Below are 22,520 nucleotides of genomic sequence, written 5' to 3'. Positions count from 1 at the left end.
TTGCGAAATTTTAAATTTTTTATTCAATCATCACAAGCGAAGTATTCCAACAAATATTAAAAATATACAAAATTTCATTAGTATTGAAAGAATGAATTTTTATTTGAAATGAACATAAAAAAAACGGCATTCAAAATTTTAAATGCCGTTTAATTTTATACTAAAGAAGTATTATCGAATTCCTCCAACAAATTCCTTTATTTTTCCGCTTCCGCTTTCAGATAAATGCTTGATAAAAGCACTTCCGATAATAGCTCCTTTTGCAAATTTGGTTGCCTGGCTAAAAGTCTCTTTATTTGAAATTCCGAAGCCTATTATTTGCGGGTTTTTAAGATTCATGTTTGAAATTCTTTCGAAATAATCTTCCTGAATGTTTCCGAATCCTGCCTGAGAGCCCGTAACACTAGCTGAACTTACCATATAAATAAATCCGTTTGAAACGCTGTCGATAAAACGAATGCGTTCATCTGAAGTTTGTGGCGTAATCAAAAACACATTGATTAAGCCATATTTTTCGAAAATAGCTTTGTATTGTTCAGCATAAACATCAACCGGAAGATCCGGAATGATTAATCCGTCGATACCAATTTCGGCACATTTTTTACAGAATTCTTCAACACCGTATTGTAACATAGGATTGAAGTATCCCATAATAATCAACGGAATTTTTACGCTTTCTCGGATGTTTTTCAGCTGATCAAAAAGAATCTGTGTTGTCATTCCGTTATGCAAAGCTTTTGTTGAACTTGCCTGAATTGTTGGTCCGTCGGCTAAAGGATCGCTGAAAGGCAAACCAATTTCAATTAGGTCAACTCCATTTTTTTCTAAATCCTGAATAATCTGAACGGTATCATTTAAATTAGGATATCCAGCCGAAAAATAAATAGAAAGAATCTTTTTATCTTCTTGTAATTTTTGGGTTATTCTGTTCATTTTAATGTCTTTTTATTTGCTCCCGAGAGGTTTCCAAAACCCTGCAGGTGTTATGTTTGATTTATATTTAATTAATGATAATCTGACTTGTCCAATTATCATTTTGATTTTCGATTAATAAAAGCCCGGCGTCTGAATCGTTCATTTGTGCAACAAGTTCTCCTTTGTTATTCCAGAAAGCGCTTTTTCCTCCGGAGGAATACCCCCATGATTCACCGCTGAAATTGGACATTAAAACATTCATTTTATGTTTTTGAGCGTAGTTTTGTAAATCCCTGTAGGCATTCGGAACTCCGTTTGGTGTAAAGAAAATGCTTGCAATATAAATCGAAGTTTCTTTTTTAGAAGCATTTTCAGGATGCAAAGGATTGTCTATATCAGCGCAAATGGCAAACGAAATTTTTTGATTTTCGATTGTAATCATCGGATTATAATCAAATGAAGATTGAAAAAACTCATCTTCACCTTCATGTAAAAATTGTTTGGTATAAATAGAAATTGAATTATCCGGAAAAATAATAAACTCACCAATAAATAATTCTGATTCGGTTTGAATTGGAGCACCGGCAATAATTATGATATTATATTCGATGGCTAATTCTCTTAAGTGATCGATTCTGGAATCGTCTTTTGAAAAAGCTAAATCTGTTGCATTTTCTCTTTCGTAACCTGTAATTGATAATTCCGGAAATACAATTAAATCAGCTCCTTTTTGCGCAGCGATTTCTATAAGATGATAGTGATCTGCTAAATTAGAATCAATATCTCCTCGTTTTGGTTTTGTCTGTGCTGCTGCTAAGATCATTTTTTATTGCTATTTTTCATTCCTGCAAGGTTTTCAAAACCTTGTAGGTATTTAATTGTATATGTCTTTTTATTTAACTCTCAATATAAATCCATGCAATTGTTCCGGATTTCAATGTTATCTGAATTCTTTTGTATGCATTAGATTCGAATTGATCTGCTTTGGTCAGATCTTCATCGGAAATAGTAAAAACGATACCGTTTACTTCATCCGAAGGATTTTCGCTTGGCGTTGCCACAAAATAATCTTCCATTCCAAATTCTTCTTCTATTTGCAAATCTTTTATTTTATAACCTGTCAGCTGATCTGGCGTACCAGTCAACAACTTATTAAAAACCTGCATCTGAATTTCTTTTGACTGTAATGTGCCGTAAGAGAATATCTGTTCCATAAATACTATGTTTTCTCGTTATTTGTCTGCGTTAGGGATGGAAGCGGTATCGCCCGATTTAGAAAAACAAGGCTTTTTAGCCGTAGTTTTTGTTAATCGGGAATTTAGCGGACAGCCCGACCCTTGGGTAACGCCCAAATTATACTTCTGTTATAATTTAAAATATTCTATATAATTGTCCAAATCTTTGTCGCCACGTCCTGAAAGACTGATTACCACGACATCGGTTGGTTTGAATTTTTTCTGATCTAAAACGGCAAATGCATGCGCGCTTTCGATTGCCGGAATAATTCCTTCTAATTTAGTAAGCTGTAAACCTGCGTTCATTGCATCGTCATCGGTAACCGAGAAAAATTCGCCGCGTCCGGTTTGTGCCAAATGTGCATGCATTGGACCAACGCCAGGATAATCCAGGCCGGCAGAAATAGAATAAGGCTCTGTAATTTGTCCGTCGGGAGTTTGCATCAAAAGGGTTTTACAACCGTGAATAACACCTACTTTTCCTAGCTTACTGGTTGCTGCACTATGACCACTGTCGACGCCTTTTCCGGCTGCTTCAACAGCAATAATACCAACTTCCGGCTCATGTAAAAAGTGGTAATAAGTCCCCGCAGCGTTGCTTCCGCCACCGATACAAGCGACTACATAATCAGGGTTTTCACGGCCTTCTTTTTCTTTTAACTGCCATTTTATTTCTTCTGAAATAATACTTTGAAAACGGGTTACCATATCTGGATAAGGATGAGGTCCGATGGCCGATCCGATGATGTAATGGGTATCAACAGGATTATTGATCCAATCTCTAATTGCTTCGTTGGTTGCATCTTTTAAGGTTCTTGAACCCGAAAGTGCCGGACGAACCTCGGCACCCAGCATTTTCATTCTGGCCACATTTGGTGCCTGACGGGCTATGTCAATTTCACCCATATACACGATGCATTCCAGACCCATTAAAGCACAAACTGTTGCAGTTGCCACACCATGCTGACCCGCACCGGTTTCCGCAATAATTCTTTTTTTGCCTAAACGTTTTGCAACCAATATCTGACCAATAGTGTTGTTGACTTTATGTGCTCCTGTATGGTTTAAGTCTTCTCTTTTTAAGTAGATTTTGGTATTGTATTTTTCAGATAAACGCTTGGCAAAATAAAGCGGGCTTGGGCGTCCTACGTAATCTTTTAGTAATTGATCAAATTCTTTTTTAAAATCAGGTTCAGCAATGATTTTTAAATAATTTTGACGTAATTCTTCCACATTTGGATATAACATTTCGGGAATGAAAGCACCTCCAAATTCTCCGTAATATCCTTTTTCGTTAACGTTGTATGACATAATTTATTTATTTTCTAAAATAGAGACACACAGCAGTGCGTCTCTGCATAATTGTACATTTTTTAATCCGGGTTCAATTTCAAATCGGCTGTTTACGTCGATGGCGTAAATAGGTAATTTGAGATTTTTAATCATTGGTATTTCTTCAATTCCGATACCGCCGCTTAAGAAAAACGGTTTCTCAGATTTGTAATTTTCTAATATTTTCCAGTCAAAAGTAGTTCCGTTTCCGCCAGGCAGCTTTCCTTTTGTGTCGAATAAAAAGTAGTCACATACATTCTCAAAAGGTTTTAAAATATCAAAATCAAAATCTTCTCCGACAGAAAATACTTTTATGATTTCGATTTCAGCATCAATTTTATCTTTTAATTCCTGACAGAATTCAACTGATTCCTTTCCGTGCAATTGAACGGCCTGTAAATCATATTTATTAATTTTTGCTATAATATTTTCGATCGTTTCATTTACAAAAACACCGGTTTTTTTGATTGTTTTGATCAATTCCGGAATTGTTCCGTCAAAATAGCGAGCGGATTTTTCCCAGAAAATAAATCCCATATAATCGGGTAGGAGTGATCCCACTTCCAGTGTATTATCGGGATATTTCATACCGCAGATTTTGATTTTCATTGTTTGTGGCTTTAAGCTTTAAGCTGTAGGCTTTAAGCTAATTAATTACGTTTTTAAGCTTACGGCTTATAGCCTATTGCCTAAAGCTTACTTATAAATTCTGTTGCTGCTTGACCGGCATTATCCGTTTTCATGAAGTTTTCTCCAATCAAAAAGCCGTTGTAACCATAAGGTCTTAATTCTGCAATTGCTTCGATTGAAGAGATTCCGCTTTCAGAAACTTTTACAAAATCATTCGGAATTTGTGCTGCGAGCTGTTTACTGAAATCTAAACTTACTTCGAAGGTTTTTAGGTTTCGGTTATTTACGCCAATCATATCAAGTGTTGGCATAATTGATTTTTCCAGCTCTTCCTGATTATGAACTTCAAGCAAAACTTCTAAACCTAATTTTTTGGCAAATTCAGATAATGATTTAATTTCTTCTCGTGTTAAAACTGCTGCAATCAGCAAAATTAAGTCGGCTCCAAAAGCTTTGGCTTCTAAAATCTGATATTCGTCAACAATAAATTCTTTTCGCAAAAGCGGAATATTTACTGAAGCCCTTGCCAAAAGTAAATCGTCGAGTGAACCGCCGAAATATTTTCCGTCAGTCAAAACGGAAATTCCGCAAGCTCCGGCATTTTCATAACCCTTAACGACTTCTTCTACTGTAAAACTATGATTAATTACTGATTTTGAAGGCGAACGGCGTTTATGTTCTGCTATAATTCCAGTAGAGCTTTGTTTTAATTTTTGACTTAAAGAAATTGTTTGTCTTTCAAAAAATACTGAATTTTCCAATTGTGTAACCGGAATGATTGATTTCTTGAGAATAACTTCTCTTTTTTTATCTAAGATTATTTTATCTAATATATTCATTTGTTATTTTGTTTCAGGTTTCAAGTTTCAGGTTTGTAACGTTCCAATAACTTGAAACATGAAACCAAAAAAACATGAAACTATTTTTTCTATTTACTTAAATCTTTCAATTTATTCAAAGCTACTAATCCTTTCCCGGAAAGTAAACTTTCTTTTGCTAATTCAAATCCTTCCAGTGGAGAACATTTTGTTACCGTTGCAATTGCCATTGCAGCATTGGCTAAAACTACATTATTCTGTGCTTCTGTACCTTTTCCCGAAATAATATTGGTAAACATCTCTGCTGATTCTTCGATTGTTTTTCCGCCTTCGATTTCGCTTTGGGATAAAAGACGAACACCAAAATCTTCCGGTTTCAGCATGCCTTCCATATGACTCGTAATAATTTTGGTTGGTCCCGTTAATGAAATTTCGTCATAACCGTCAAGCGAATGTAAAATCGTAAAATTCACATCGGTACTTTGATATAAATAAGCATACATTCTGGCTAATTCTAAATTGAAAACACCAACCAATTGGTTTTTAGGAAATGATGGATTTACCATTGGCCCTAACATATTGAAGAAGGTTTTTACAGCCAGTTCCTTTCTGATTGGACCAACATTTTTCATTGCAGGGTGAAATAACGGTGCATGTAAAACACAGATTCCGGCCTGATCAATACATTTTTCTAAAAACCCGGGATCATTACTAAATTTGATTCCCATTTTTTCCATTACGTTGCTTGATCCGGAAATAGATGAAACTCCGTAATTACCGTGTTTTGCCACTTTTATTCCGGCCCCGGCTGCAATAAATGATGCTAAAGTCGAAATGTTGAATGTATCTTTTCCATCACCGCCTGTTCCGCATAGATCGATGGTATTGTAGGCTGATAAATCTACACGAATGCATAACTCTAATAAAGCTTCACGAAAACCTGAAAGTTCTTCGATCGTGATACTTCTCATCATAAACACGGTTAAAAAAGCCGAAATTTGACTAGGATTGTATTCACCGCTTGAAATATTAATCAATACATTTTTAGCTTCCTCTTTTGAAAGCACTTCATGATTGATTAATTTGTTTAATATATTTTTCATTTTTTTAAGGTTCTGAGTTACTGAGACTCTAAGTTGCTAAGTTTTTAAACTGTGACTGAATACTTTCAATGTTCATTTCCGTGATAAATCCACATTGGTTCTGTTTTCCCTGCACGTTCAAATCCATTTTTCTTGTAAAAATCAACTGCTCTTCCGTCAGCAGTTAACATTTGCATATGAAAGTGACTGTATTTCTCCTGCATTTTGTCCATAATCAATTTCCCGATTCCTTTTCCCTGATATTCAGGAAGTACGAGTAAATGCGGATAATAAACGGTTAAGTATCCATCTGAAATTGCATTTCCTAATCCAACCAATTGTTTCCCTTCCCAGGCTGTTATCAAAGTTTCAGAATTCAGAAGCGCGTTATACAACTCATTTGGTTTATTGGCTGAACTCCATTCATTTGCTTTGTATAAAATCAAAATATCTTCAATATTGATTTCTTTAGTTTCTAAAATTGTTATTTTCATTTGTTGAAAGATTCTAAGTTGCTGAGAAACTAAGGTTCTAAGCTTTTACTGTAAACTGACACTGCGACTGTAAACTAAAACTAACCTTTAATCCAGTTCTCTAAAATTCTTTTTCCGTTTGGTGTCAGTACACTTTCGGGATGAAACTGAACGCCTCTGACATCATAGGTTCTGTGGCGAAGTGACATTACATGACCATGTTCTTCAAACGAAGTAGCTTCTAAAACATCCGGTAAATCAGCATCAACAACCCATGAATGGTAGCGTCCTACTTCAAATTCGTCTTCAAGACCTTCAAATAATGATTCGTCGGTTACTGCTTTTTTTACGTAGGTGGCGACACCATGGTATACTTTGTCCAAATTTGAAAGTGTTCCGCCAAAAACTTCTCCAATTGCCTGTTGTCCCAAACAGACACCTAATATGCTTTTTGTTGGGGCATATTTTCGAATTACGTCTTTTAGTAAACCTGCCTCATCAGGAATTCCGGGTCCTGGCGAAAGTAATATTTTATCGAAAGAAGCGATTTCGTCAATATCAAATTCGTCGTTTCTGTATACGGTTACTTCGCAGTTTAAATCTTCCAGATAGTGTACTAAGTTGTAAGTGAAACTATCGTAATTGTCTATAACTAATATTTTTTTCATTTTTTTTGAGTTTCTAAAGTTGCTAAAGGACTGAGTCACTAAGTTTTTAAATTGTGACTGAATACTGAAGCTCACAACTAATTTTTCTATTTTTCTCGAACGTATTTTTCAGTAATAATGCGGTCAATTCCTAATTTTTCTACTTTTTCGATTCCTTTTTGAGTTAGCGTATCATTTTTAATTTTTATTACAAACTCAAATTTGCCATTTTCCCATTGACGGTTATTGAAATATTCCAGATTTTCTGTATAAATGCTATCCTTCAAAGTATATTTTCCGCCTCCGCCAAAAAATACTGCTGCTGTACTATCTTTTCCGTTATTCAAATCATGATTGAAAAAAGCAAAATGGGTTTCGTTTATAATCTTAATCATTTTTGTTTTTGAATTAAAAGTCGAGAAAGTTGAATCTTTTTCTGTCGTTTTGGCTGATATCAGACGCCAGGTTCCAGTTAACGGAATTGCTGTTGACTCTTTCTTAGTTTCACAAGCAGCTAAAAAGTGGATAACCAGAAATAAGGAAATGTATTTTTTCATATTTAATTTTTCTTTAAAAGTTTAGAATTTTAACTGAATACTAAAACTGAACACTGAATACTAAATTTTCTCTGCCATTTCAAGCGCTGTATTCAAAGCTCTCAATTTGTTATATACTTCCTGCATTTCGCTTTCTTCATCGGAGCTGGCAACAATTCCTGCTCCCGCCTGACAATGTAATTGGTGATTTTTGCTCAGGAATGTTCTAATCATAATCGCGTGATTAAAATTGCCTTCAAAATCCATAAAACCAATTGCGCCGCCGTAAAAATTACGATTTGTTTTCTCGTAATCTTCAATTAGCTGCATGGCTCTGTGTTTTGGGGCACCGCTTAAAGTTCCAGCCGGGAAAGTATCGGCAACAACCTGCATTGTAGTGGCTTTTTCATGTAAATGTCCGGTAACTTTTGAAACTAAGTGAATTACATGTGAGAAAAACTGAACTTCTCTGTATCTTTCTACATTTACGTCATGACCGTTTCGGCTTAAATCATTTCTGGCCAAATCAACCAACATCACATGTTCGCTGTTTTCTTTTTTATCTTCGGAAAGCTGCTTGGCTAAAAGGGCATCGTGTTCATCATTTCCGGTTCTTTTGAATGTTCCGGCGATTGGATGAATTTCGGCTTTTCTGTTTTTTACGATAATTTGTGCTTCGGGTGAAGAACCAAATATTTTGAAATCCCCATAATCAAAAAAGAATAAATAGGGAGAAGGGTTAATACTTCTTAAAGCTCTGTAAACATTGAACTCATCGCCTTTGAAACCCTGAGTGAAACGACGCGATAAAACCAACTGGAATACATCACCACGGAAGCAATGCTTTTTTGCTAAAGCTACATTGTGTTTGAATTCTTCATCGGTTAAGTTCGAGAAACCTTCGCCTTCCTTGCTAAATTTGTACGAAGCAATATTTCTTGACTGCAATAATTGCTCAATTTCAGATATATTATTTTTTCCGTCCAGACTGTGACAAAAAATATAAGCTTCATTTTTAAAGTGATTAATTGCAATGATGTTTTGGTATATTGCATAAAAAACATCAGGAATTAGAGTTGCAGTATCTTTTTTAGCTATAGAAACTTTTTCAAAATAACGAACTGCATCATAAGAAATGTATCCGAACAGGCCATTATTAATGAATTTAAAATCATTTTTCTCCGATTTAAACTGACTTGAAAACTCCTGAATTACTTCCGGAATATTTGTTGAAGAATCAATGTTGATTTGTTCTGATGTTCCGTCAGGGAAAGTTTTTGAGATAATTTCGTTTTCGATTTTAATTGTTGCAATCGGATTGCAGCAGATATACGAAAAACTATTATCATTTCCATGATAATCACTACTTTCCAGTAATAGGCTATTAGGGAATTTGTCTCTTATTTTAAAATAAACACTAACCGGCGTAATTGTGTCTGCCAGAATTTGTTTGTAATGTGTGTTGAGTATAAAAGGTTTCAATGTATTTAGATTTATGGTTTTTAATATTTTTTCACTTCGATTTTGACCAAAAAAAAAGGCTTGTCGTGATGACAAGCCTTTTATATTTATAGTTTTACAATACTACAGGAAGCTTTGTTCACGACGTCTGACGTAAATTCTTCCACCACCAAGTATTGTTCATTGTTGTTTTCATGTCTTATTTTGATGTCACAAATATATAAATGTAATTTGGATTACGAGATATAAAAACTCAAAAAAATCTTTTCTTAATTTATAAATTTGTTAAATTTCAAAAAATATGGTGTTTTTAAATTCTTAATTTCCAATTGCAATTGTATTGTTAACTTTCATTCTAAAGTCCGGATTTCCTTTTATATTAGGCATTGCAAACAATTCGCTGTTTTTGTTTTTTGTGAATTCTAACCCAAATTCGGCTTTACTATACCATTTTTGAATTACGGAATCATTGCTTGAAGATTCGCTTGAAATTCCGCCATTACAGTTATTAATAATAAGGTTATTAAATGAAATTTTAGATAAATTAACCTCGCCATTTCCAATATTTCCTTCCAGAAGCACAAAAGGAGTAAATCCTGAAACAATACTGTTGGTTAAATTAAAGTAAGTGTTTTCTCTAATATGAACGGATTCACGAACCAATCCCTGATTGTTTTCTTCCAGATTAACCAAGGTAATATTGTTGGCATTTATTTTCGTCATTTTCTTGGTCATATCGGTATTTTCGATTTTATCATACGAATCTGCTTCAAAACATCTTGATCCTGAAATATCTGATGAGAAAGGATGACGGATAGCGATGCTGTTGCTAATATTAATTTGGGCTCCCTGCGTAAAATCAAAATCATCATCTGTAGTTCGATATGAAACTAAGTTGCTCATATTCAGATCACCTCCATAACATTCGAAAGAATCATCATTTGAATAGCTGATTTGAATATTGCTTAAAACTGTTTTACGGCCAACACCTGCCAGCGAAAGTCCGTTTAGTTCTTTTAGGGCGCTTAATTTTCTGCCTGAATATTCAATTCGTACATATTTTAAAATCCCCGAATTGTCATCTGCATCGTGACCGCCATAATGATTTAACATTGGGTCTAAGTCAAAAGGCAAAGTAGAGATTCCACCTAATTTATTGATGGGAGCTTTTCCAAGAATAACAATTCCACCCCAATCACCCGGTCTTCTTTCTGTAGTTTCTTTATCCGAAGTAAAAATTATAGGATCAGTTTCTAAACCTTCTGCCATGATTTTTGCACCATTTGTGATTACCAGTGTACCGCAGGTTTTATCATCACCTCTTATGATTGTACCTGGTTCAATAGTCAATACTGCATTGTTAGTCACATATACTACGCCAACAAGTTGATAAGTATTACGTTTGTATAGTTTGGTATCTTTATCTATGGTTCCGGCAATAATGTTTGAAGCTTCGTTGTATTCGATACTGGCCGGTTTAAAAGTGGTCCAGTTGTTCATCCAGTTAGATGTGCCTGTGATGCCTTTTGCTTGTTGTGCCTGAAGAGAAAAACCGCTGAGAATTGTTATAATTGCAATTCGTATTTTTGTTTTCATAACTATAATTTTGATTTCCAGTTTTTGATTATTATTGTTTTTTAATAAGCCAAAATTAGAAGCCAAATGTTAATCAAAACATGCTGTTATATTATGAAAGTGTTAGTACAACTTTAAGAATGTTACTATTTTGTGTTTTATCAGAATTATAGCATCTTTAGTTGGATGGCATAAAAAAAGAAAACCCCAACAATTTTAATTATTGGGGTTTCTGAATTAGTAAGTGAAATTTAGAATTTTAAAGCAACTGCTAATTCAAATTCGTCACTGATAGTTTTGTCTCCTAAACCTTCAAAGAAATTTCCTGAACCATATTTAATGTCATATTTAGTTCTGTCAACTTTGAATGCAGTTGTAGCTGTGCTTTTATTTACAGTAAGGTCAAAAGTTACCGGTTTAGTGATTCCTTTAATAGTTAAATCAGCAGTTACTGCGTAAACATTGGGCGTTTTAGTAGTACCAATTTTTTTGAAAACTAATTTTGAAGTTGGGTATTTGTCAGTTCCAAAAAAATCATCAGCTTTTAAATGACCGTTTAATTTTCCTTGGTATTCTCCTGTTAAATCAGTTGAAGTTAAAGAAGTCATATCAACTGTGAAACTTCCGCCAGATAATTTTTTTCCTTTGAAAATTACAGCACCGTCTTTAAAGTTTACTGTTCCTGTGTGCTCTCCGGTTACTTTTTTACCTACCCATTTGATAGTACTTGACTTTACATCGATTGTTTTAGTCTGTGCGTTTACCGAAATACCAGCAGCTGCTACGAATAATGCTATTGCAATTGTTTTTAAATTTTTCATGTTGTAAAATTGATTTTGATTATTATTAAATTATAGTGTGATAAATAATTCTTCCTGAGGTTTTCTGACTTTTTTGTAATGTTGTGCTTCGTCTTCTTCGTGACGGTAACCAATTGTAGCGATTACTGAAGCATTTAATCCTAATTTGTCAAAACCTAAGATTTCATTGAAGGCAGCAGGATTAAAGCCTTCCATTGGAGTAGCATCAATTCTTAATTCAGCTGCAGCACTTAATAAGTTTCCTAAAGCTATGTATGTTTGTTTTGCTGTCCAGTTGTTTTTGGCATCACTTGATAAATTACCAATTACACCATTCATCATGTCACTGAATCCCCCTAAAGCATCCGCAGGAACTCCTCTTGTTTCGCTGATATTGTTGATGTAAGTTTCAACAGATTTTGCATCAAGATTAAGGTCGTTTGCAAAAATAAACAGGTGAGAAGCATCTGTAATTTGAGTTTGACCGTATGCAGCCGCTTTTAATTGTTCTCTCAATTCAGGATTGTCAACTATAACAACTCTATATGGCTGTAATCCGTATGAAGAGGCACTAAGTCTGACTGCTTCTTTTAATGTGCTTAAATCTGTTGCTGAGATTTTTTTTGCTGCATCATATTTTTTTGTTGCATATCTCCAATTTAGATTATCTAATAATGTGCTCATAATTTTAATTTTGTTGGGTTCGGTATTTTTCTAATAATTCGTTTAATAATTCTAATTCTTCAGGGCTTATATTCCGGGCAAAGAAACGCTCATGTTCATCTACCTTTGGATCTAATTCTTTTAAAACATCCAATCCTTTTTGGGTTATTAAAACTTCTATTTTTCGTCGATTACCAGGACAAACATTTCTGGTTACATAATCTTTCAATAATAGTTTATCAACTAATCGGGTGGTGTTGCTTGTTTTGGCCAGCATACGTTCTTGTATGACACACATGTTGGCAGGATTCCCTTTTTGCCCTCTTAATATACGCAGCACGTTATATTGCTCTCCGGATAAATCATACGGTTTTATCAACTCGTTGAAATGATCCTGAATCACATTTTGCGTGTACATGATATTCAGAATAACTTTTTTCGCATTATCCATCTTAACCGTACTTTTTATAACTTCTTCAATTGTCATAGTCGTAAGTGTATAATTTGTATATACAAATGTATGATTTTTAATATTTGTATATACAAATGTATTGTTAAGCTTTTGTTAATTCAATTTACAAGGATTTAAAATGTAAGGAGGCTCTTTTTAAAACGATAATAAAAATACTACTATTTATGATTTAAGGTGTTGATTAATTAAATTTAACTATTCTTTAAAGTTGAGATTGTTTTACTGTACTCTAAAAAATTAACCCGACAGGTTTTTAAAACTTGTCGGGTTTGATGTTATCTATTAAATGCAAAAACTTAATGAGGAAGTTTATCTCTTATTAATCCATAAACCCAGGTTCCTAAAATGGCACTTACCAAAGTAACGATAATTACAGTAACTCCTGAGCCAATTTGAGCAAACAAAGGTCCGGGACAAGCTCCGGTAATGGCCCACCCAAAACCGAATAATAATCCGCCATAAATTTGTCCTTTATTAAAAGTCTTTGGCTGGATTTCGATTTTTTCGCCCTGGATGGTTTTAATATCGAATTTTTTAATCAGCCAGATGGATATAATTCCAACAACAACCGCGCTTCCGATTACGCCATACATGAAGAAAGATTGTAATTGAAACATTTCCTGAATGCGGAACCAGCTGATGATTTCTGCTTTTACGAATACAATTCCAAAAAAGATTCCAACTATAAGGTATTTCACATTTGCAAATCCTGAATCTTTCAATTGACTTCCGTTGATCCCTTCAGTATCTGTATTTTTATTTTCTAAATTATTCATTTTTGAAATTTTAAAGTGAAAGAATATAAGGTAAAATCAAATTAGCCATAATAAAACCGCCTATCATAAAACAAATTGTCGCTACCAGTGAAGGCCATTGTAAGTTTGAAATTCCCATAATCGCATGGCCGCTTGTGCATCCGCCGGCGTAACGGGTTCCGAAACCTACTAAAAAACCACCAACCACAATCATGATAAATCCGCGAAGTGTAAAAAGACTTTCCCACGAAAAAAGTTCTTTGGGCAATAATCCCGAATGATCGGTAATACCATAAGTCGCTAATTGTGCTGAAAGCTGAGGCGTAATTTCAACCGGATTTGGATTTACTAAAAAATAAGCAGCGATGACTCCGCCAAGGAAAATTCCGAAAACAAAAAATAAGTTCCAGCTTTCTTTTTTCCAATCATATTTAAAGAAAGAAATATTTGCAGGAATGCAAGCAGCACAGATATGCCGCAAAGACGAACTGATTCCGAATGATTTATTTCCTATAATTAATAATATAGGAACAGTTAATCCAATTAAAGGGCCTGAAACGTACCAAGGCCACGGCTCTTTTATAATTTCTAGTAGACTCATTTTTTATTATTTGTAGTTGTTCTATGTGTTTGCAAATATTAATAATCTGTGTTAATCATTCTAATCAGTGGCAAAAAAAAAATCACTTTAGAACCTTACTCTGGCAAACAAAATCAGATTTTGGGATTTCTGTTTTAGAAATAGCTCCAAAACCACCTTCAATTTCCGTAAAATTTCTAAAACCGCGTGCCTGCAAAATAGAAGCTGCAATCATACTGCGATATCCTCCGGCGCAATGTAAATAAAAATGCTCATTTGGATTAATATCTTTTACCCAGTCATTAATATAAGCAAGAGGTTTGCTGTAAGCATCTTCAATGTGTTCTGCGGCGTATTCGGTTTCTTTACGGATATCGATTACCTTATCTTCTGCAATTTTAAATTCATTTGCAAATTGTTCAGCAGTAATTCGGTTAACGGTATCAACTTCGAAACCGGCTTTTTGCCAGGCTTCAAAACCACCGTCAAGATAACCTGTAATGGTGTCAAAACCAACACGGCTTAAACGTGTAACAGTTTCTTCTTCCTGACCAATTTCAGTAACCAGTATAATAGGCTGTTTTACATTTGCAATTAAAGTTCCGGCCCAGGGTGCAAAATCACCATTGATTCCGATATTAATCGATTGTGGAACAAATCCTTTGCTAAAATCAGCCGCATTGCGCGTATCAAGAATCAGAGCACCGGTTTCTTCGGCTATAGCTTCAAATTCTTTTGCCTTTATGGCTTTCATTCCGTTATGCAAAACAGTTTCGAAACTTTCGTATCCGCCTTTATTCATCGCTACATTCATGCTGAAATAGGCTGGAGGAGGTAATAATCCGTCGGTCACTTCAGTAATAAATTCTTCTTCTGTCATATTCGCACGCAAAGCATAATTCGTTGCTTTTTGGTTCCCAATAGTAGAAACAGTTTCTTTACTCATGTTTTTTCCGCAGGCACTTCCGGCTCCATGCGCAGGATAAACGATTACATCATCCGCCAAAGTCATTATTTTGTCTCTTAACGAGTGAAATAAAATCCCGGCCAATTGCTCTTGTGTCATCGAGGCAGCTTTTTGTGCCAGATCCGGCCGGCCTACATCACCGATAAATAAAGTATCTCCGGAAAAAACAGCGTAATCCTTTCCGTTTTTATCAATCAGTAAATAAGTGGTGCTTTCCATGGTATGGCCCGGAGTATGCAATGCTTTTATAGTGATATTCCCAAGTTTAAATTCTTGTTTGTCTTTGGCAACAATACAATCAAACTTCGGAGCAGCATTTGGTCCGTAAACAATTGGAGCTTGTGTTTCTTTGCTCAGATCGATATGACCGGAAACGAAATCTGCATGAAAATGAGTTTCAAAAATATATTTCAATTTTACTCCATCACGTTCCAAACGATCTAAATAGGGCTGAATTTCCCTTAACGGATCAATAATCGCAGCTTCTCCATTTGAAGTAATGTAGTATGCACCCTGCGCTAAACATCCGGTGTAAATTTGTTCAATTTTCATGATTTGGGATCTAAAAATAATGTTTCACAAAGGTAACTCTGTTTTTTTTAAAATAAGTGATTAATGTTACAGAAATGCATTTTTATTTGGATTTTTGTGATATAATTATGTAGGAAATTATAAGCTGAAGTTAATCGTCTGCAAAACTCAAAATTAGCATATATTGGTTAAAAGAAAAACTTTTTTAAGAACAGTAATTTGGGTTTTAATGGGTAAATTTGTCGGACTTCATAAAACAAATACCGCTCTATGGAAGAAATGCTTTTTTATGACCGAATGCAATTCGCTTTCACCATTACCTTTCACTATCTTTTTCCGCAACTTACAATGGGTCTTTCGCTGATCATTGTTTATTTCAAGTGGAAATATTTAAAAACCCAAAACGAACAATACAATCACGCCACGCATTTCTGGATGAAAATCTTTGCGCTGAATTTTGCGATGGGCGTCGTAACCGGAATTCCGATGGAGTTTCAGTTCGGAACTAATTGGGCTAAATTTTCTGAATTAACAGGAGGAATTATTGGACAGACTTTGGCGATGGAAGGTATGTTTTCATTCTTTTTAGAATCCTCATTTCTTGGTATATTTTTATTTGGAGAAAAACTCCTTGGACATAAATGGCATTTCGTCACCGGTTTGTTGATTTGTATTGGTTCCTGGGCAAGTGGATACTTAATTATAGCTACTCATTCCTGGATGCAGAATCCGGTGGGTTATGAAATCCTTGAAAACGGAAAGTTTGTACTGACGAATTTCAAAGCTTTATTTCTGAATCCATGGTTATGGCCTTCGTATCTGCACAATCAGGCGGCTTCTTTGGTAACGAGTTCGTTTGTTGTGGCCGGAATTGGCGCTTTTTATATTCTGAGTCAGAAGAATGTTTCTTTTGGAAAGTTATTTCTTAAAACCGGAATAATTTTCGGATTGGTTTCAAGTCTTATTGTGGCCGTTCCGACCGGGGATTTATTAGCAAAAAACGTAGTGAAATATCAGCCTGTGACTTTTGCCGCGATGGAAGGCATTTTTCATACCGAAAAAGAAGGTTCCGAAATCGTCTTAATTGGTCAGCCCGATGTAAAAGATAAAAAACTGGACAATAAAATCGCTGTTCCAAATATCCTGAGTTTCCTGACTTACGGAAGCTGGCACGAAGAGATAAAAGGTTTGGACCAGTTTGAAGAGGATGTGCATCCAACTAATATCTCGGGTTTGTATTATGCGTATCATATTATGGTCGGGCTCGGCACTTTGTTTATTGGTTTGATGGTTTGTGCTCTTTTTCAGCTTATTCGCGGAAAATTATTCGAAACCAAATGGATTTTATGGTCATTGATGTTTATGATGCCGTTCCCGTATATCGCCAACACAACTGGCTGGTATACTGCCGAATTAGGCAGGCAGCCGTGGCTCGTTTATAACTTAATGCGAACGGCTTCCGGCGCTTCGCCAACAGTTTCTTCCGGAAATACCTTGTTTACTTTATTAGGTTTTATAGGATTATATCTTTTACTCGGAATGCTGTTTTTACTTTTGATCGGGAAAATTATCAATAAAGGGCCTCATCATGTGGAACTTTCAACAGAAAAAATATAAGTATGGAGTTTTTTTGGTACGTAGTTTTAATGGGAATCCTGGCTGTTTATATTGTTTTGGACGGTTACGATTTTGGAGCAGGAATTATTCATTTGTTTTTGGCTAAAACAGAAAAAGACAAAAAGGCAATTACAAGCGCAATTGGTCCGTTTTGGGATGCCAATGAAGTTTGGATTATTGCTGCCGGAGGTGTTTTATTTTTTGCTTTCCCAACTTTATATGCCTCTTCCTTCAGCGGATTTTATCTGCCGTTGATTATGATTTTATGGCTTTTGATTTTCCGTGCAATCGGTTTGGAAATGCGCGGACAGGTGCATCACCCGATGTGGGAAGTAATTTGGGATAAAGCTTTCGGAATTGCAAGTTTGCTTTTGGCCCTATTCTTCGGAATTGCTTTGGGGAATATCGTTCGCGGTGTCAATCTCGGAATGGTGACCAACGGAGTTTCGACACAGGAAGCGCATTATTTCTTTTTGCCTTTGTGGAATCCGACTTTTAGTCCAAAGGCAAATGAATTGGGAATTATAGATTGGTTTACACTTTTCCTCGGAATCGTCAGTGTTATTGCCTTAACGATTCATGGAGCGAACTGGATTATCTTTAAAACCAATTCTTCCTTAAATACACAACTTAAAAATGTGGTTTTTAAACTGAATATTGTTTTATTGATTTTGGTTTTTATTTCACTGCAGATCTGGCATTTTATTGAGCCGCAGCCGTTTCATAATTTTGTCGAAAATCCAATTCTTTGGTTTTTCCCTTTAATGGCTTTTGTTGGCATTATAGGATTATTCAAAGTACGTTCGTACCAAAAAGACGGTTTAGGATTTTTATTTTCTTCTTTGTTTTTAGTAGGAGGATTTGCTTCAACAGCTGTTTCGATTTTTCCGAATGTTTTGCCTTCGACAAACAATGTAAATCCTTCCTTAACTATTTATAACACTGCTGCTGGTGAGTATGGTTTGAACGCCGGTCTGAACTGGTTTTTTATTGCTTTGTTTTTGGTGATTGTTTATTTTATTATTCAGTATAGGGTTTTTAGCGGGAAAATGGATGATATTGGGTATGGGGAGCATTGATTGTTTTGTTGTTGCCACGAATTAAAATAATTTAAAATAAAGTTTCTTTCGAATTAAGATTTTGATCTTGTTTAAAAAATTTCTGATCACTAAGAATATAGCGGAGCCCGGCTGGAGGAAACGCCAAAAAAAACAAATCCGTTTGCATGAGGAGGGCAAACGGATTTGTAGTTTCGTCTTTGCCAAAGAAAGTTCAAAACTTTGACAAAGACTACTACAAGTGAAACTAATTCAAAAAATATTTAAAAATTTGCGTGAAAGCCTAAAACATAATTTCTTTAGTAATAATATAAAATCCCATCACTAAAACAAACCAGCCAAAAACGGGTTTTAATTTGGCGCCATTAATTTTTTTAGAAAGCTGGCTTCCGATTAACATTCCTAAAAGTGCCATTGCCGAGATCCCTAATAAAAAAGGATAATCTATTAGGGTTCCAATGTATAAATCGCCGCCAAAACCGATTGAAGAATTTATGGTGATGATCAACAACGATGTTCCAACGGCTTGTTTCATTGGTAAATTGGCAAAAAAGAGGAGAGCAGGAATAATAAGGAATCCTCCGCCAGCGCCTAAAAATCCGGTCACAATTCCGACTACAAAACCTATCAGGCTTAATTGCAGATAATTGGTTTCAGTTGGTTTTATTTCCGGTTGATTTTTTCGAATCATTGAGATTGCTGCAATAATCATCAATATGGAGAAGATAATCATAATCAGAAAATCTTTTGAAACAGAGTAAGAAGCGACAGAAAAAAGTGTCGCGGCAATTTGTGGAAAAATTACTTCGCGGATAATCAATATCGAAATCACAGACGGAATCGCAAAGTACAAAGCCGATTTCAGTTTTAGATTTCCCATTTTGTAATGGCTGTAACTTCCAAATAAAGCGGTTAATCCCACTATAAATAATGAATATGAAGTTGCCTGGTCGGGATTTACTCTAAATAAATATACCAAAATTGGAATTGTCAATATTGATCCGCCTCCTCCGATTAAGCCGAGAGAGATTCCTATAATGGTAGAAGCGAAATAACCGAAATATTCCATTGCATTATTTTTATGCAAAGATGGCTGCTAAAATAGAAATCCACAGTAACATTTATCACACAGGAAAATTTTAACATTTTTTTTGCCATAAGAGGTTAAGTTTCAATAAGAAGCGGATCTTAATTTTTTCTTATGGCTGAAATTGAAAATTAAATGATTTAATTTTTATTCAGGAGTTCGATTTGGTTTCGGTTTAGTTTGACCAGACCGCGTTGTTCCATTTTTTTGAGTAGTCTTGAAACGACTTCTCTGGAGGTATTTAATTCGGATGCAATTTCCTGATGTGACAGTTTGACTTCTGTACAGCCGCAGGCATCAGAATGGCGTTTTAAATAAAATTCCAGTCGCTCGTCCATTGATCTGAAAGCTATACTGTCAACGACCTCGAGGATTTCTTCAAAACGGTTTCTGTAAGTTTCAATTACAAATTCGTACCAGCTTCTGTGTTCCATCATCCATTTGTCCATCATTTTTAGCGGAATCATCACAACTGTGACATCTTCGACAACTTTGGCCATAATTTGGCTTTTTTCACTTTTAGCGGCACAAATCATCGAGATAGCACACGCTTGTCCGGGCTGTAGGTAATACATCAAAAATTCACCGCCATCATCGTCTTCACGATAAATTTTGATTTTGCCTTTGGTGATTAAAACCGTGTTTTTTATGTATTGCCCGGTCCGCATTAAAATAGTTCCGGCTTCGAAATCCTGCGGATTTCCATTTTCTTCAATAGTCGAAATAAGTTCGCTGGAGAAATTCGGGAATATGTTTTTTAATGAATTTTGCATGGCTTGAGTTATTTAAAATAAAAAAATAATTTTTACCATTAAGAGATTAAGAAAAATTAAGATCAGTTTCTTAATGAAACTTAATCTTTAATAATTTTAAAAGTCCTGGTAGTTTATTTCCAGCTACAAATTGAACTAATTTTTACTTAATAATTTGCTAATTTATAAAATTCGCGTCTTATATTTTTATTAAAAAAGAGTTTAAAACTTATATTTTTTACAAAGATAGCAGATTGAAATGGTATTAATTGTCAGAAAACTATTTTTAGGTGCATTTTATTGAAATGAAAAAATCCTATTTTCTATTACTATTCCAGTATGTTTTTTTAAAAATAGTGAGTAAATTTGTAATTCACTAATTATAATACTTATTCTAAAACGTTTTCTGTGAATAATAATCTAAAACGTATTTTGTACGTATTTTATTTAGTAAAAACATTTAATTTTACAAAAAACACAAGCTATGAATTTATCACAAGAAGATTGGGTTGCACAATTAGAAGCTGACGAAAACGCGGTTATACTGGATGTAAGAACCGACGACGAATTTAATGACGGCTATATTGAAAACGCTGTAAATATTGATATTAATAAAGGCCAGGCTTTTATTTATGAAATCGAAGAATTAGACAAAAATAAGAATTATTACGTATATTGCCGTTCAGGTGCGAGAAGCGCAAAAGCATGTCAGATTATGAATGAATTAGGTTTTGAAAATGCCTATAATCTGCTTGGCGGGATCCTGGATTGGGAAGGTGAAACCGTAAATCCATAAAGTGAAAGAGGCGGTAATGCCTCTTTTTTGTTTTTGAATGATATTAAATAACTAAACTAAACAACCATATTATGAGTTTTATACCAGAAGAATTTCAAATTAAAACCCTTATAAATCAGGATACTTATCTTGTAAACGGAGAATTGAAAAAATGGACAGGTCAGACTACACCAGTATTTTCGACTATTTCTTCTACAGAAAAATATGCTCCAACTTTGTTGGGATCGATTCCGTTCATGGCTGAAAAAGAAGCTGCCGAAGTGGTAGAAGCTGCTACTGCTGCTTACAATAAAGGACAAGGTTTATGGCCGACAATGAAAGTGGTTGACCGTATTAGATGTATGGAAAATTTTGTGAAGCAAATGAAAGGAACCCGTGAGGAAGTGGTTAAACTTCTGATGTGGGAAATTGGAAAAAACCTGGGTGATTCGCAAAAAGAATTTGACAGAACCGTAGAGTATATTCAGGATACAATTGATAGTTATAAGGAATTGAACGGCCGCAGTTCACATTTCTCAAAAGTGCAGGGTGTGAATGCGATGATTCGTCGTGGACCGCTTGGAGTAGTTTTGTGCCTTGGACCATACAATTATCCTTTAAATGAGACTTTTTCATTATTGATTCCGGCTTTGATTATGGGAAATCCGGTAATTTTTAAACCGGCAAAATATGGTGTTTTATGTATTTCTCCATTGTTGGAAGCCTTCAGAAGCAGTTTTCCTAAAGGTGTAATCAATATTGTTTACGGAAGAGGCCGCGAAGTAGCTTCTCCTATTATGAAATCAGGCAAAATTGATGTTCTGGCATTAATCGGAAACAGTAAATCTGCAATTGCTTTACAGGATCAGCATCCAAACAAAAACAGACTGCGTTTGATTTTAGGATTGGAAGCTAAAAACCCGGCGATTATTTTACCGGATGCCGATTTGGATTTGGCAATTCAGGAGTGTATTACAGGGTCGTTATCTTTTAACGGTCAACGTTGTACAGCTTTAAAAGTATTATATGTACATGAATCTATAGCTGAAGAATTTAATAAACGTTTTTCAGAAAAAGTTGATGCTTTGGTATTTGGGAATCCATGGGAAAAAGGCGCTTCTTTAACACCACTTCCGGAGGAAGAAAAACCAGCTTATATTCAGGGATTAATTGACGATGCAACGAGCAAAGGAGCAAAAATCATTAATGAAAAAGGAGGAAAACATACAGAAAATTATATTTTTCCTGCAGTTTTATTCCCTGTAGACAAGAAAATGCGTGTATACCATGAAGAACAGTTTGGACCTGTAGTTCCTATTATTTCTTTCAAGGATATTAATGAGCCGTTAGATGACATGGCTGAATCAAATTACGGACAGCAGGTAAGTCTGTTTGGAAAAGATATTAAAACATTGGCACCGCTTATCGATGCTTTGGTGAATTTAGTGTGCAGGGTAAACCTGAACAGTTCTTGCCAAAGAGGGCCGGATGCGTTCCCGTTTACTGGTCGTAAAGATTCTGCAGTAGGAACTTTAAGTATCCCCGATGCTTTGCGTTCATTCTCAATTCGTACGTTCGTAGCTTCTAAAGATATTGACTATAATAATGAAATTCTGCAGGAATTGTTAAACAGCAAAGAATCTAATTTTATTAATACCGACTATATTTTATAATTTTTAAGGTTATATATTAATTTCCGAAACCGTCTTTTTCTTTTAGATTAAGACGGTTTTGTTTTATAATAGATTCAAATACTATC

At 34.9% G+C, this 22,520-nt stretch carries 24 protein-coding genes; 4 read left to right on the top strand and 20 right to left on the bottom strand.

Annotation, left to right across the window (positions count from 1 at the left end; genetic code table 11):
- Window positions 1-171: 171 nt before the first annotated feature.
- The 18 genes from trpA to ACEN92_RS08785 form a co-directional block, all read right to left on the bottom strand.
- A complete protein-coding gene (gene trpA, locus ACEN92_RS08870; RefSeq protein WP_495642010.1) occupies window positions 172-933 on the bottom strand; it encodes a tryptophan synthase subunit alpha in 762 nt (253 codons plus the stop codon).
- Between the two features lie 67 nt (window positions 934-1,000).
- Window positions 1,001-1,738 (bottom strand): carbon-nitrogen hydrolase family protein, encoded by a 738-nt coding sequence (locus tag ACEN92_RS08865; RefSeq protein ID WP_495642009.1) that lies wholly within the window; start codon window positions 1,736-1,738, stop codon window positions 1,001-1,003.
- Between the two features lie 73 nt (window positions 1,739-1,811).
- Window positions 1,812-2,129 (bottom strand): gamma-glutamylcyclotransferase family protein, encoded by a 318-nt coding sequence (locus tag ACEN92_RS08860; RefSeq protein WP_495642008.1) that lies wholly within the window; start codon window positions 2,127-2,129, stop codon window positions 1,812-1,814.
- 150 nt (window positions 2,130-2,279) lie between these two features.
- A complete protein-coding gene (gene trpB / locus ACEN92_RS08855) occupies window positions 2,280-3,461 on the bottom strand; it encodes a tryptophan synthase subunit beta (RefSeq protein WP_007803377.1) in 1,182 nt (393 codons plus the stop codon).
- Between the two features lie 3 nt (window positions 3,462-3,464).
- Window positions 3,465-4,091, bottom strand: a complete 627-nt coding sequence (locus tag ACEN92_RS08850) for a phosphoribosylanthranilate isomerase (protein WP_495642007.1) — start codon at window positions 4,089-4,091, stop codon at window positions 3,465-3,467.
- A gap of 80 nt (window positions 4,092-4,171) precedes the next feature.
- The gene (gene trpC, locus ACEN92_RS08845) at window positions 4,172-4,951 is read right to left on the bottom strand and encodes an indole-3-glycerol phosphate synthase TrpC (RefSeq protein WP_495642006.1); all 780 of its coding nucleotides are present in this window, start codon (window positions 4,949-4,951) and stop codon (window positions 4,172-4,174) included.
- A gap of 89 nt (window positions 4,952-5,040) precedes the next feature.
- The gene (gene trpD / locus ACEN92_RS08840; protein ID WP_495642005.1) at window positions 5,041-6,033 is read right to left on the bottom strand and encodes an anthranilate phosphoribosyltransferase; all 993 of its coding nucleotides are present in this window, start codon (window positions 6,031-6,033) and stop codon (window positions 5,041-5,043) included.
- A gap of 65 nt (window positions 6,034-6,098) precedes the next feature.
- Window positions 6,099-6,506 carry a GNAT family N-acetyltransferase gene (locus ACEN92_RS08835; RefSeq protein WP_495642004.1) on the bottom strand — a complete coding sequence of 136 codons (408 nt, stop codon included), beginning with the start codon at window positions 6,504-6,506 and terminating at the stop codon, window positions 6,099-6,101.
- Window positions 6,507-6,586: 80 nt separating this feature from the next.
- On the bottom strand, window positions 6,587-7,153 hold the full coding sequence (locus ACEN92_RS08830) for an anthranilate synthase component II (protein ID WP_495642003.1): 567 nt from the start codon (window positions 7,151-7,153) through the stop codon (window positions 6,587-6,589).
- An 86-nt stretch (window positions 7,154-7,239) separates the two neighbouring features.
- Window positions 7,240-7,689 carry a hypothetical protein gene (locus tag ACEN92_RS08825; protein ID WP_495642002.1) on the bottom strand — a complete coding sequence of 150 codons (450 nt, stop codon included), beginning with the start codon at window positions 7,687-7,689 and terminating at the stop codon, window positions 7,240-7,242.
- A gap of 60 nt (window positions 7,690-7,749) precedes the next feature.
- Window positions 7,750-9,150 (bottom strand): anthranilate synthase component I family protein, encoded by a 1,401-nt coding sequence (locus tag ACEN92_RS08820; protein ID WP_495642001.1) that lies wholly within the window; start codon window positions 9,148-9,150, stop codon window positions 7,750-7,752.
- Window positions 9,151-9,447: 297 nt separating this feature from the next.
- The gene (locus ACEN92_RS08815) at window positions 9,448-10,725 is read right to left on the bottom strand and encodes a beta-helix domain-containing protein (RefSeq protein ID WP_495642000.1); all 1,278 of its coding nucleotides are present in this window, start codon (window positions 10,723-10,725) and stop codon (window positions 9,448-9,450) included.
- Window positions 10,726-10,955: 230 nt separating this feature from the next.
- Window positions 10,956-11,525 carry a YceI family protein gene (locus ACEN92_RS08810; protein ID WP_495641999.1) on the bottom strand — a complete coding sequence of 190 codons (570 nt, stop codon included), beginning with the start codon at window positions 11,523-11,525 and terminating at the stop codon, window positions 10,956-10,958.
- Between the two features lie 30 nt (window positions 11,526-11,555).
- Window positions 11,556-12,188 carry an NAD(P)H-dependent oxidoreductase gene (locus ACEN92_RS08805; protein ID WP_495641998.1) on the bottom strand — a complete coding sequence of 211 codons (633 nt, stop codon included), beginning with the start codon at window positions 12,186-12,188 and terminating at the stop codon, window positions 11,556-11,558.
- Between the two features lie 4 nt (window positions 12,189-12,192).
- Entirely contained in the window at window positions 12,193-12,654 is a 462-nt protein-coding gene (locus ACEN92_RS08800; RefSeq protein ID WP_495641997.1) for a MarR family winged helix-turn-helix transcriptional regulator, read from the bottom strand.
- Between the two features lie 281 nt (window positions 12,655-12,935).
- Window positions 12,936-13,415: a DUF6691 family protein gene (locus tag ACEN92_RS08795; protein WP_495641996.1), complete on the bottom strand. Its 480-nt coding sequence runs from the start codon at window positions 13,413-13,415 to the stop codon at window positions 12,936-12,938.
- Window positions 13,416-13,425: 10 nt separating this feature from the next.
- On the bottom strand, window positions 13,426-13,995 hold the full coding sequence (locus ACEN92_RS08790; RefSeq protein WP_495641995.1) for a YeeE/YedE family protein: 570 nt from the start codon (window positions 13,993-13,995) through the stop codon (window positions 13,426-13,428).
- Window positions 13,996-14,077: 82 nt separating this feature from the next.
- Complete coding sequence (locus ACEN92_RS08785; RefSeq protein WP_495641994.1) at window positions 14,078-15,493, bottom strand: MBL fold metallo-hydrolase; 1,416 nt, start codon at window positions 15,491-15,493, stop codon at window positions 14,078-14,080.
- 249 nt (window positions 15,494-15,742) lie between these two features.
- Here ACEN92_RS08785 and ACEN92_RS08780 point away from each other — a divergent pair, with 249 nt between their 5' ends.
- Both ACEN92_RS08780 and cydB read left to right on the top strand, forming a co-directional pair.
- The gene (locus ACEN92_RS08780) at window positions 15,743-17,089 is read left to right on the top strand and encodes a cytochrome ubiquinol oxidase subunit I (protein WP_495641993.1); all 1,347 of its coding nucleotides are present in this window, start codon (window positions 15,743-15,745) and stop codon (window positions 17,087-17,089) included.
- A gap of 2 nt (window positions 17,090-17,091) precedes the next feature.
- Window positions 17,092-18,168 (top strand): cytochrome d ubiquinol oxidase subunit II, encoded by a 1,077-nt coding sequence (cydB, locus tag ACEN92_RS08775; protein ID WP_495641992.1) that lies wholly within the window; start codon window positions 17,092-17,094, stop codon window positions 18,166-18,168.
- A 262-nt stretch (window positions 18,169-18,430) separates the two neighbouring features.
- Here cydB and ACEN92_RS08770 read toward each other — a convergent pair whose 3' ends face one another.
- A complete protein-coding gene (locus ACEN92_RS08770) occupies window positions 18,431-19,216 on the bottom strand; it encodes a sulfite exporter TauE/SafE family protein (RefSeq protein ID WP_495641991.1) in 786 nt (261 codons plus the stop codon).
- A 158-nt stretch (window positions 19,217-19,374) separates the two neighbouring features.
- Window positions 19,375-20,007, bottom strand: a complete 633-nt coding sequence (locus tag ACEN92_RS08765; protein WP_495641990.1) for a Crp/Fnr family transcriptional regulator — start codon at window positions 20,005-20,007, stop codon at window positions 19,375-19,377.
- A gap of 463 nt (window positions 20,008-20,470) precedes the next feature.
- Here ACEN92_RS08765 and ACEN92_RS08760 point away from each other — a divergent pair, with 463 nt between their 5' ends.
- Both ACEN92_RS08760 and ACEN92_RS08755 read left to right on the top strand, forming a co-directional pair.
- Window positions 20,471-20,782 (top strand): rhodanese-like domain-containing protein, encoded by a 312-nt coding sequence (locus ACEN92_RS08760; protein ID WP_495641989.1) that lies wholly within the window; start codon window positions 20,471-20,473, stop codon window positions 20,780-20,782.
- A 71-nt stretch (window positions 20,783-20,853) separates the two neighbouring features.
- Window positions 20,854-22,434 carry an NADP-dependent glyceraldehyde-3-phosphate dehydrogenase gene (locus ACEN92_RS08755; RefSeq protein ID WP_495641988.1) on the top strand — a complete coding sequence of 527 codons (1,581 nt, stop codon included), beginning with the start codon at window positions 20,854-20,856 and terminating at the stop codon, window positions 22,432-22,434.
- Window positions 22,435-22,520 lie beyond the last annotated feature (86 nt).

The sequence above is a fragment of the Flavobacterium sp. Flavsp81 genome (genome assembly GCF_059491325.1).
This window is presented reverse-complemented; position numbering and strand designations above follow the sequence as displayed.

Excerpts from the sequence above, each read along its gene's own strand:
- trpA (WP_495642010.1), bottom strand. The coding sequence starts at position 933 with ATGAACAGAATAACCCAAAAATTACAAGAAGATAAAAAGATTCTTTCT.
- ACEN92_RS08865 (WP_495642009.1), bottom strand. The coding sequence starts at position 1,738 with ATGATCTTAGCAGCAGCACAGACAAAACCAAAACGAGGAGATATTGAT.
- ACEN92_RS08860 (WP_495642008.1), bottom strand. The coding sequence starts at position 2,129 with ATGGAACAGATATTCTCTTACGGCACATTACAGTCAAAAGAAATTCAG.
- trpB (WP_007803377.1), bottom strand. The coding sequence starts at position 3,461 with ATGTCATACAACGTTAACGAAAAAGGATATTACGGAGAATTTGGAGGT.
- ACEN92_RS08850 (WP_495642007.1), bottom strand. The coding sequence starts at position 4,091 with ATGAAAATCAAAATCTGCGGTATGAAATATCCCGATAATACACTGGAA.
- trpC (WP_495642006.1), bottom strand. The coding sequence starts at position 4,951 with ATGAATATATTAGATAAAATAATCTTAGATAAAAAAAGAGAAGTTATT.
- trpD (WP_495642005.1), bottom strand. The coding sequence starts at position 6,033 with ATGAAAAATATATTAAACAAATTAATCAATCATGAAGTGCTTTCAAAA.
- ACEN92_RS08835 (WP_495642004.1), bottom strand. The coding sequence starts at position 6,506 with ATGAAAATAACAATTTTAGAAACTAAAGAAATCAATATTGAAGATATT.
- ACEN92_RS08830 (WP_495642003.1), bottom strand. The coding sequence starts at position 7,153 with ATGAAAAAAATATTAGTTATAGACAATTACGATAGTTTCACTTACAAC.
- ACEN92_RS08825 (WP_495642002.1), bottom strand. The coding sequence starts at position 7,689 with ATGAAAAAATACATTTCCTTATTTCTGGTTATCCACTTTTTAGCTGCT.
- ACEN92_RS08815 (WP_495642000.1), bottom strand. The coding sequence starts at position 10,725 with ATGAAAACAAAAATACGAATTGCAATTATAACAATTCTCAGCGGTTTT.
- ACEN92_RS08810 (WP_495641999.1), bottom strand. The coding sequence starts at position 11,525 with ATGAAAAATTTAAAAACAATTGCAATAGCATTATTCGTAGCAGCTGCT.
- ACEN92_RS08805 (WP_495641998.1), bottom strand. The coding sequence starts at position 12,188 with ATGAGCACATTATTAGATAATCTAAATTGGAGATATGCAACAAAAAAA.
- ACEN92_RS08800 (WP_495641997.1), bottom strand. The coding sequence starts at position 12,654 with ATGACAATTGAAGAAGTTATAAAAAGTACGGTTAAGATGGATAATGCG.
- ACEN92_RS08795 (WP_495641996.1), bottom strand. The coding sequence starts at position 13,415 with ATGAATAATTTAGAAAATAAAAATACAGATACTGAAGGGATCAACGGA.
- ACEN92_RS08790 (WP_495641995.1), bottom strand. The coding sequence starts at position 13,995 with ATGAGTCTACTAGAAATTATAAAAGAGCCGTGGCCTTGGTACGTTTCA.
- ACEN92_RS08785 (WP_495641994.1), bottom strand. The coding sequence starts at position 15,493 with ATGAAAATTGAACAAATTTACACCGGATGTTTAGCGCAGGGTGCATAC.
- ACEN92_RS08780 (WP_495641993.1), top strand. The coding sequence starts at position 15,743 with ATGGAAGAAATGCTTTTTTATGACCGAATGCAATTCGCTTTCACCATT.
- cydB (WP_495641992.1), top strand. The coding sequence starts at position 17,092 with ATGGAGTTTTTTTGGTACGTAGTTTTAATGGGAATCCTGGCTGTTTAT.
- ACEN92_RS08770 (WP_495641991.1), bottom strand. The coding sequence starts at position 19,216 with ATGGAATATTTCGGTTATTTCGCTTCTACCATTATAGGAATCTCTCTC.
- ACEN92_RS08765 (WP_495641990.1), bottom strand. The coding sequence starts at position 20,007 with ATGCAAAATTCATTAAAAAACATATTCCCGAATTTCTCCAGCGAACTT.
- ACEN92_RS08760 (WP_495641989.1), top strand. The coding sequence starts at position 20,471 with ATGAATTTATCACAAGAAGATTGGGTTGCACAATTAGAAGCTGACGAA.
- ACEN92_RS08755 (WP_495641988.1), top strand. The coding sequence starts at position 20,854 with ATGAGTTTTATACCAGAAGAATTTCAAATTAAAACCCTTATAAATCAG.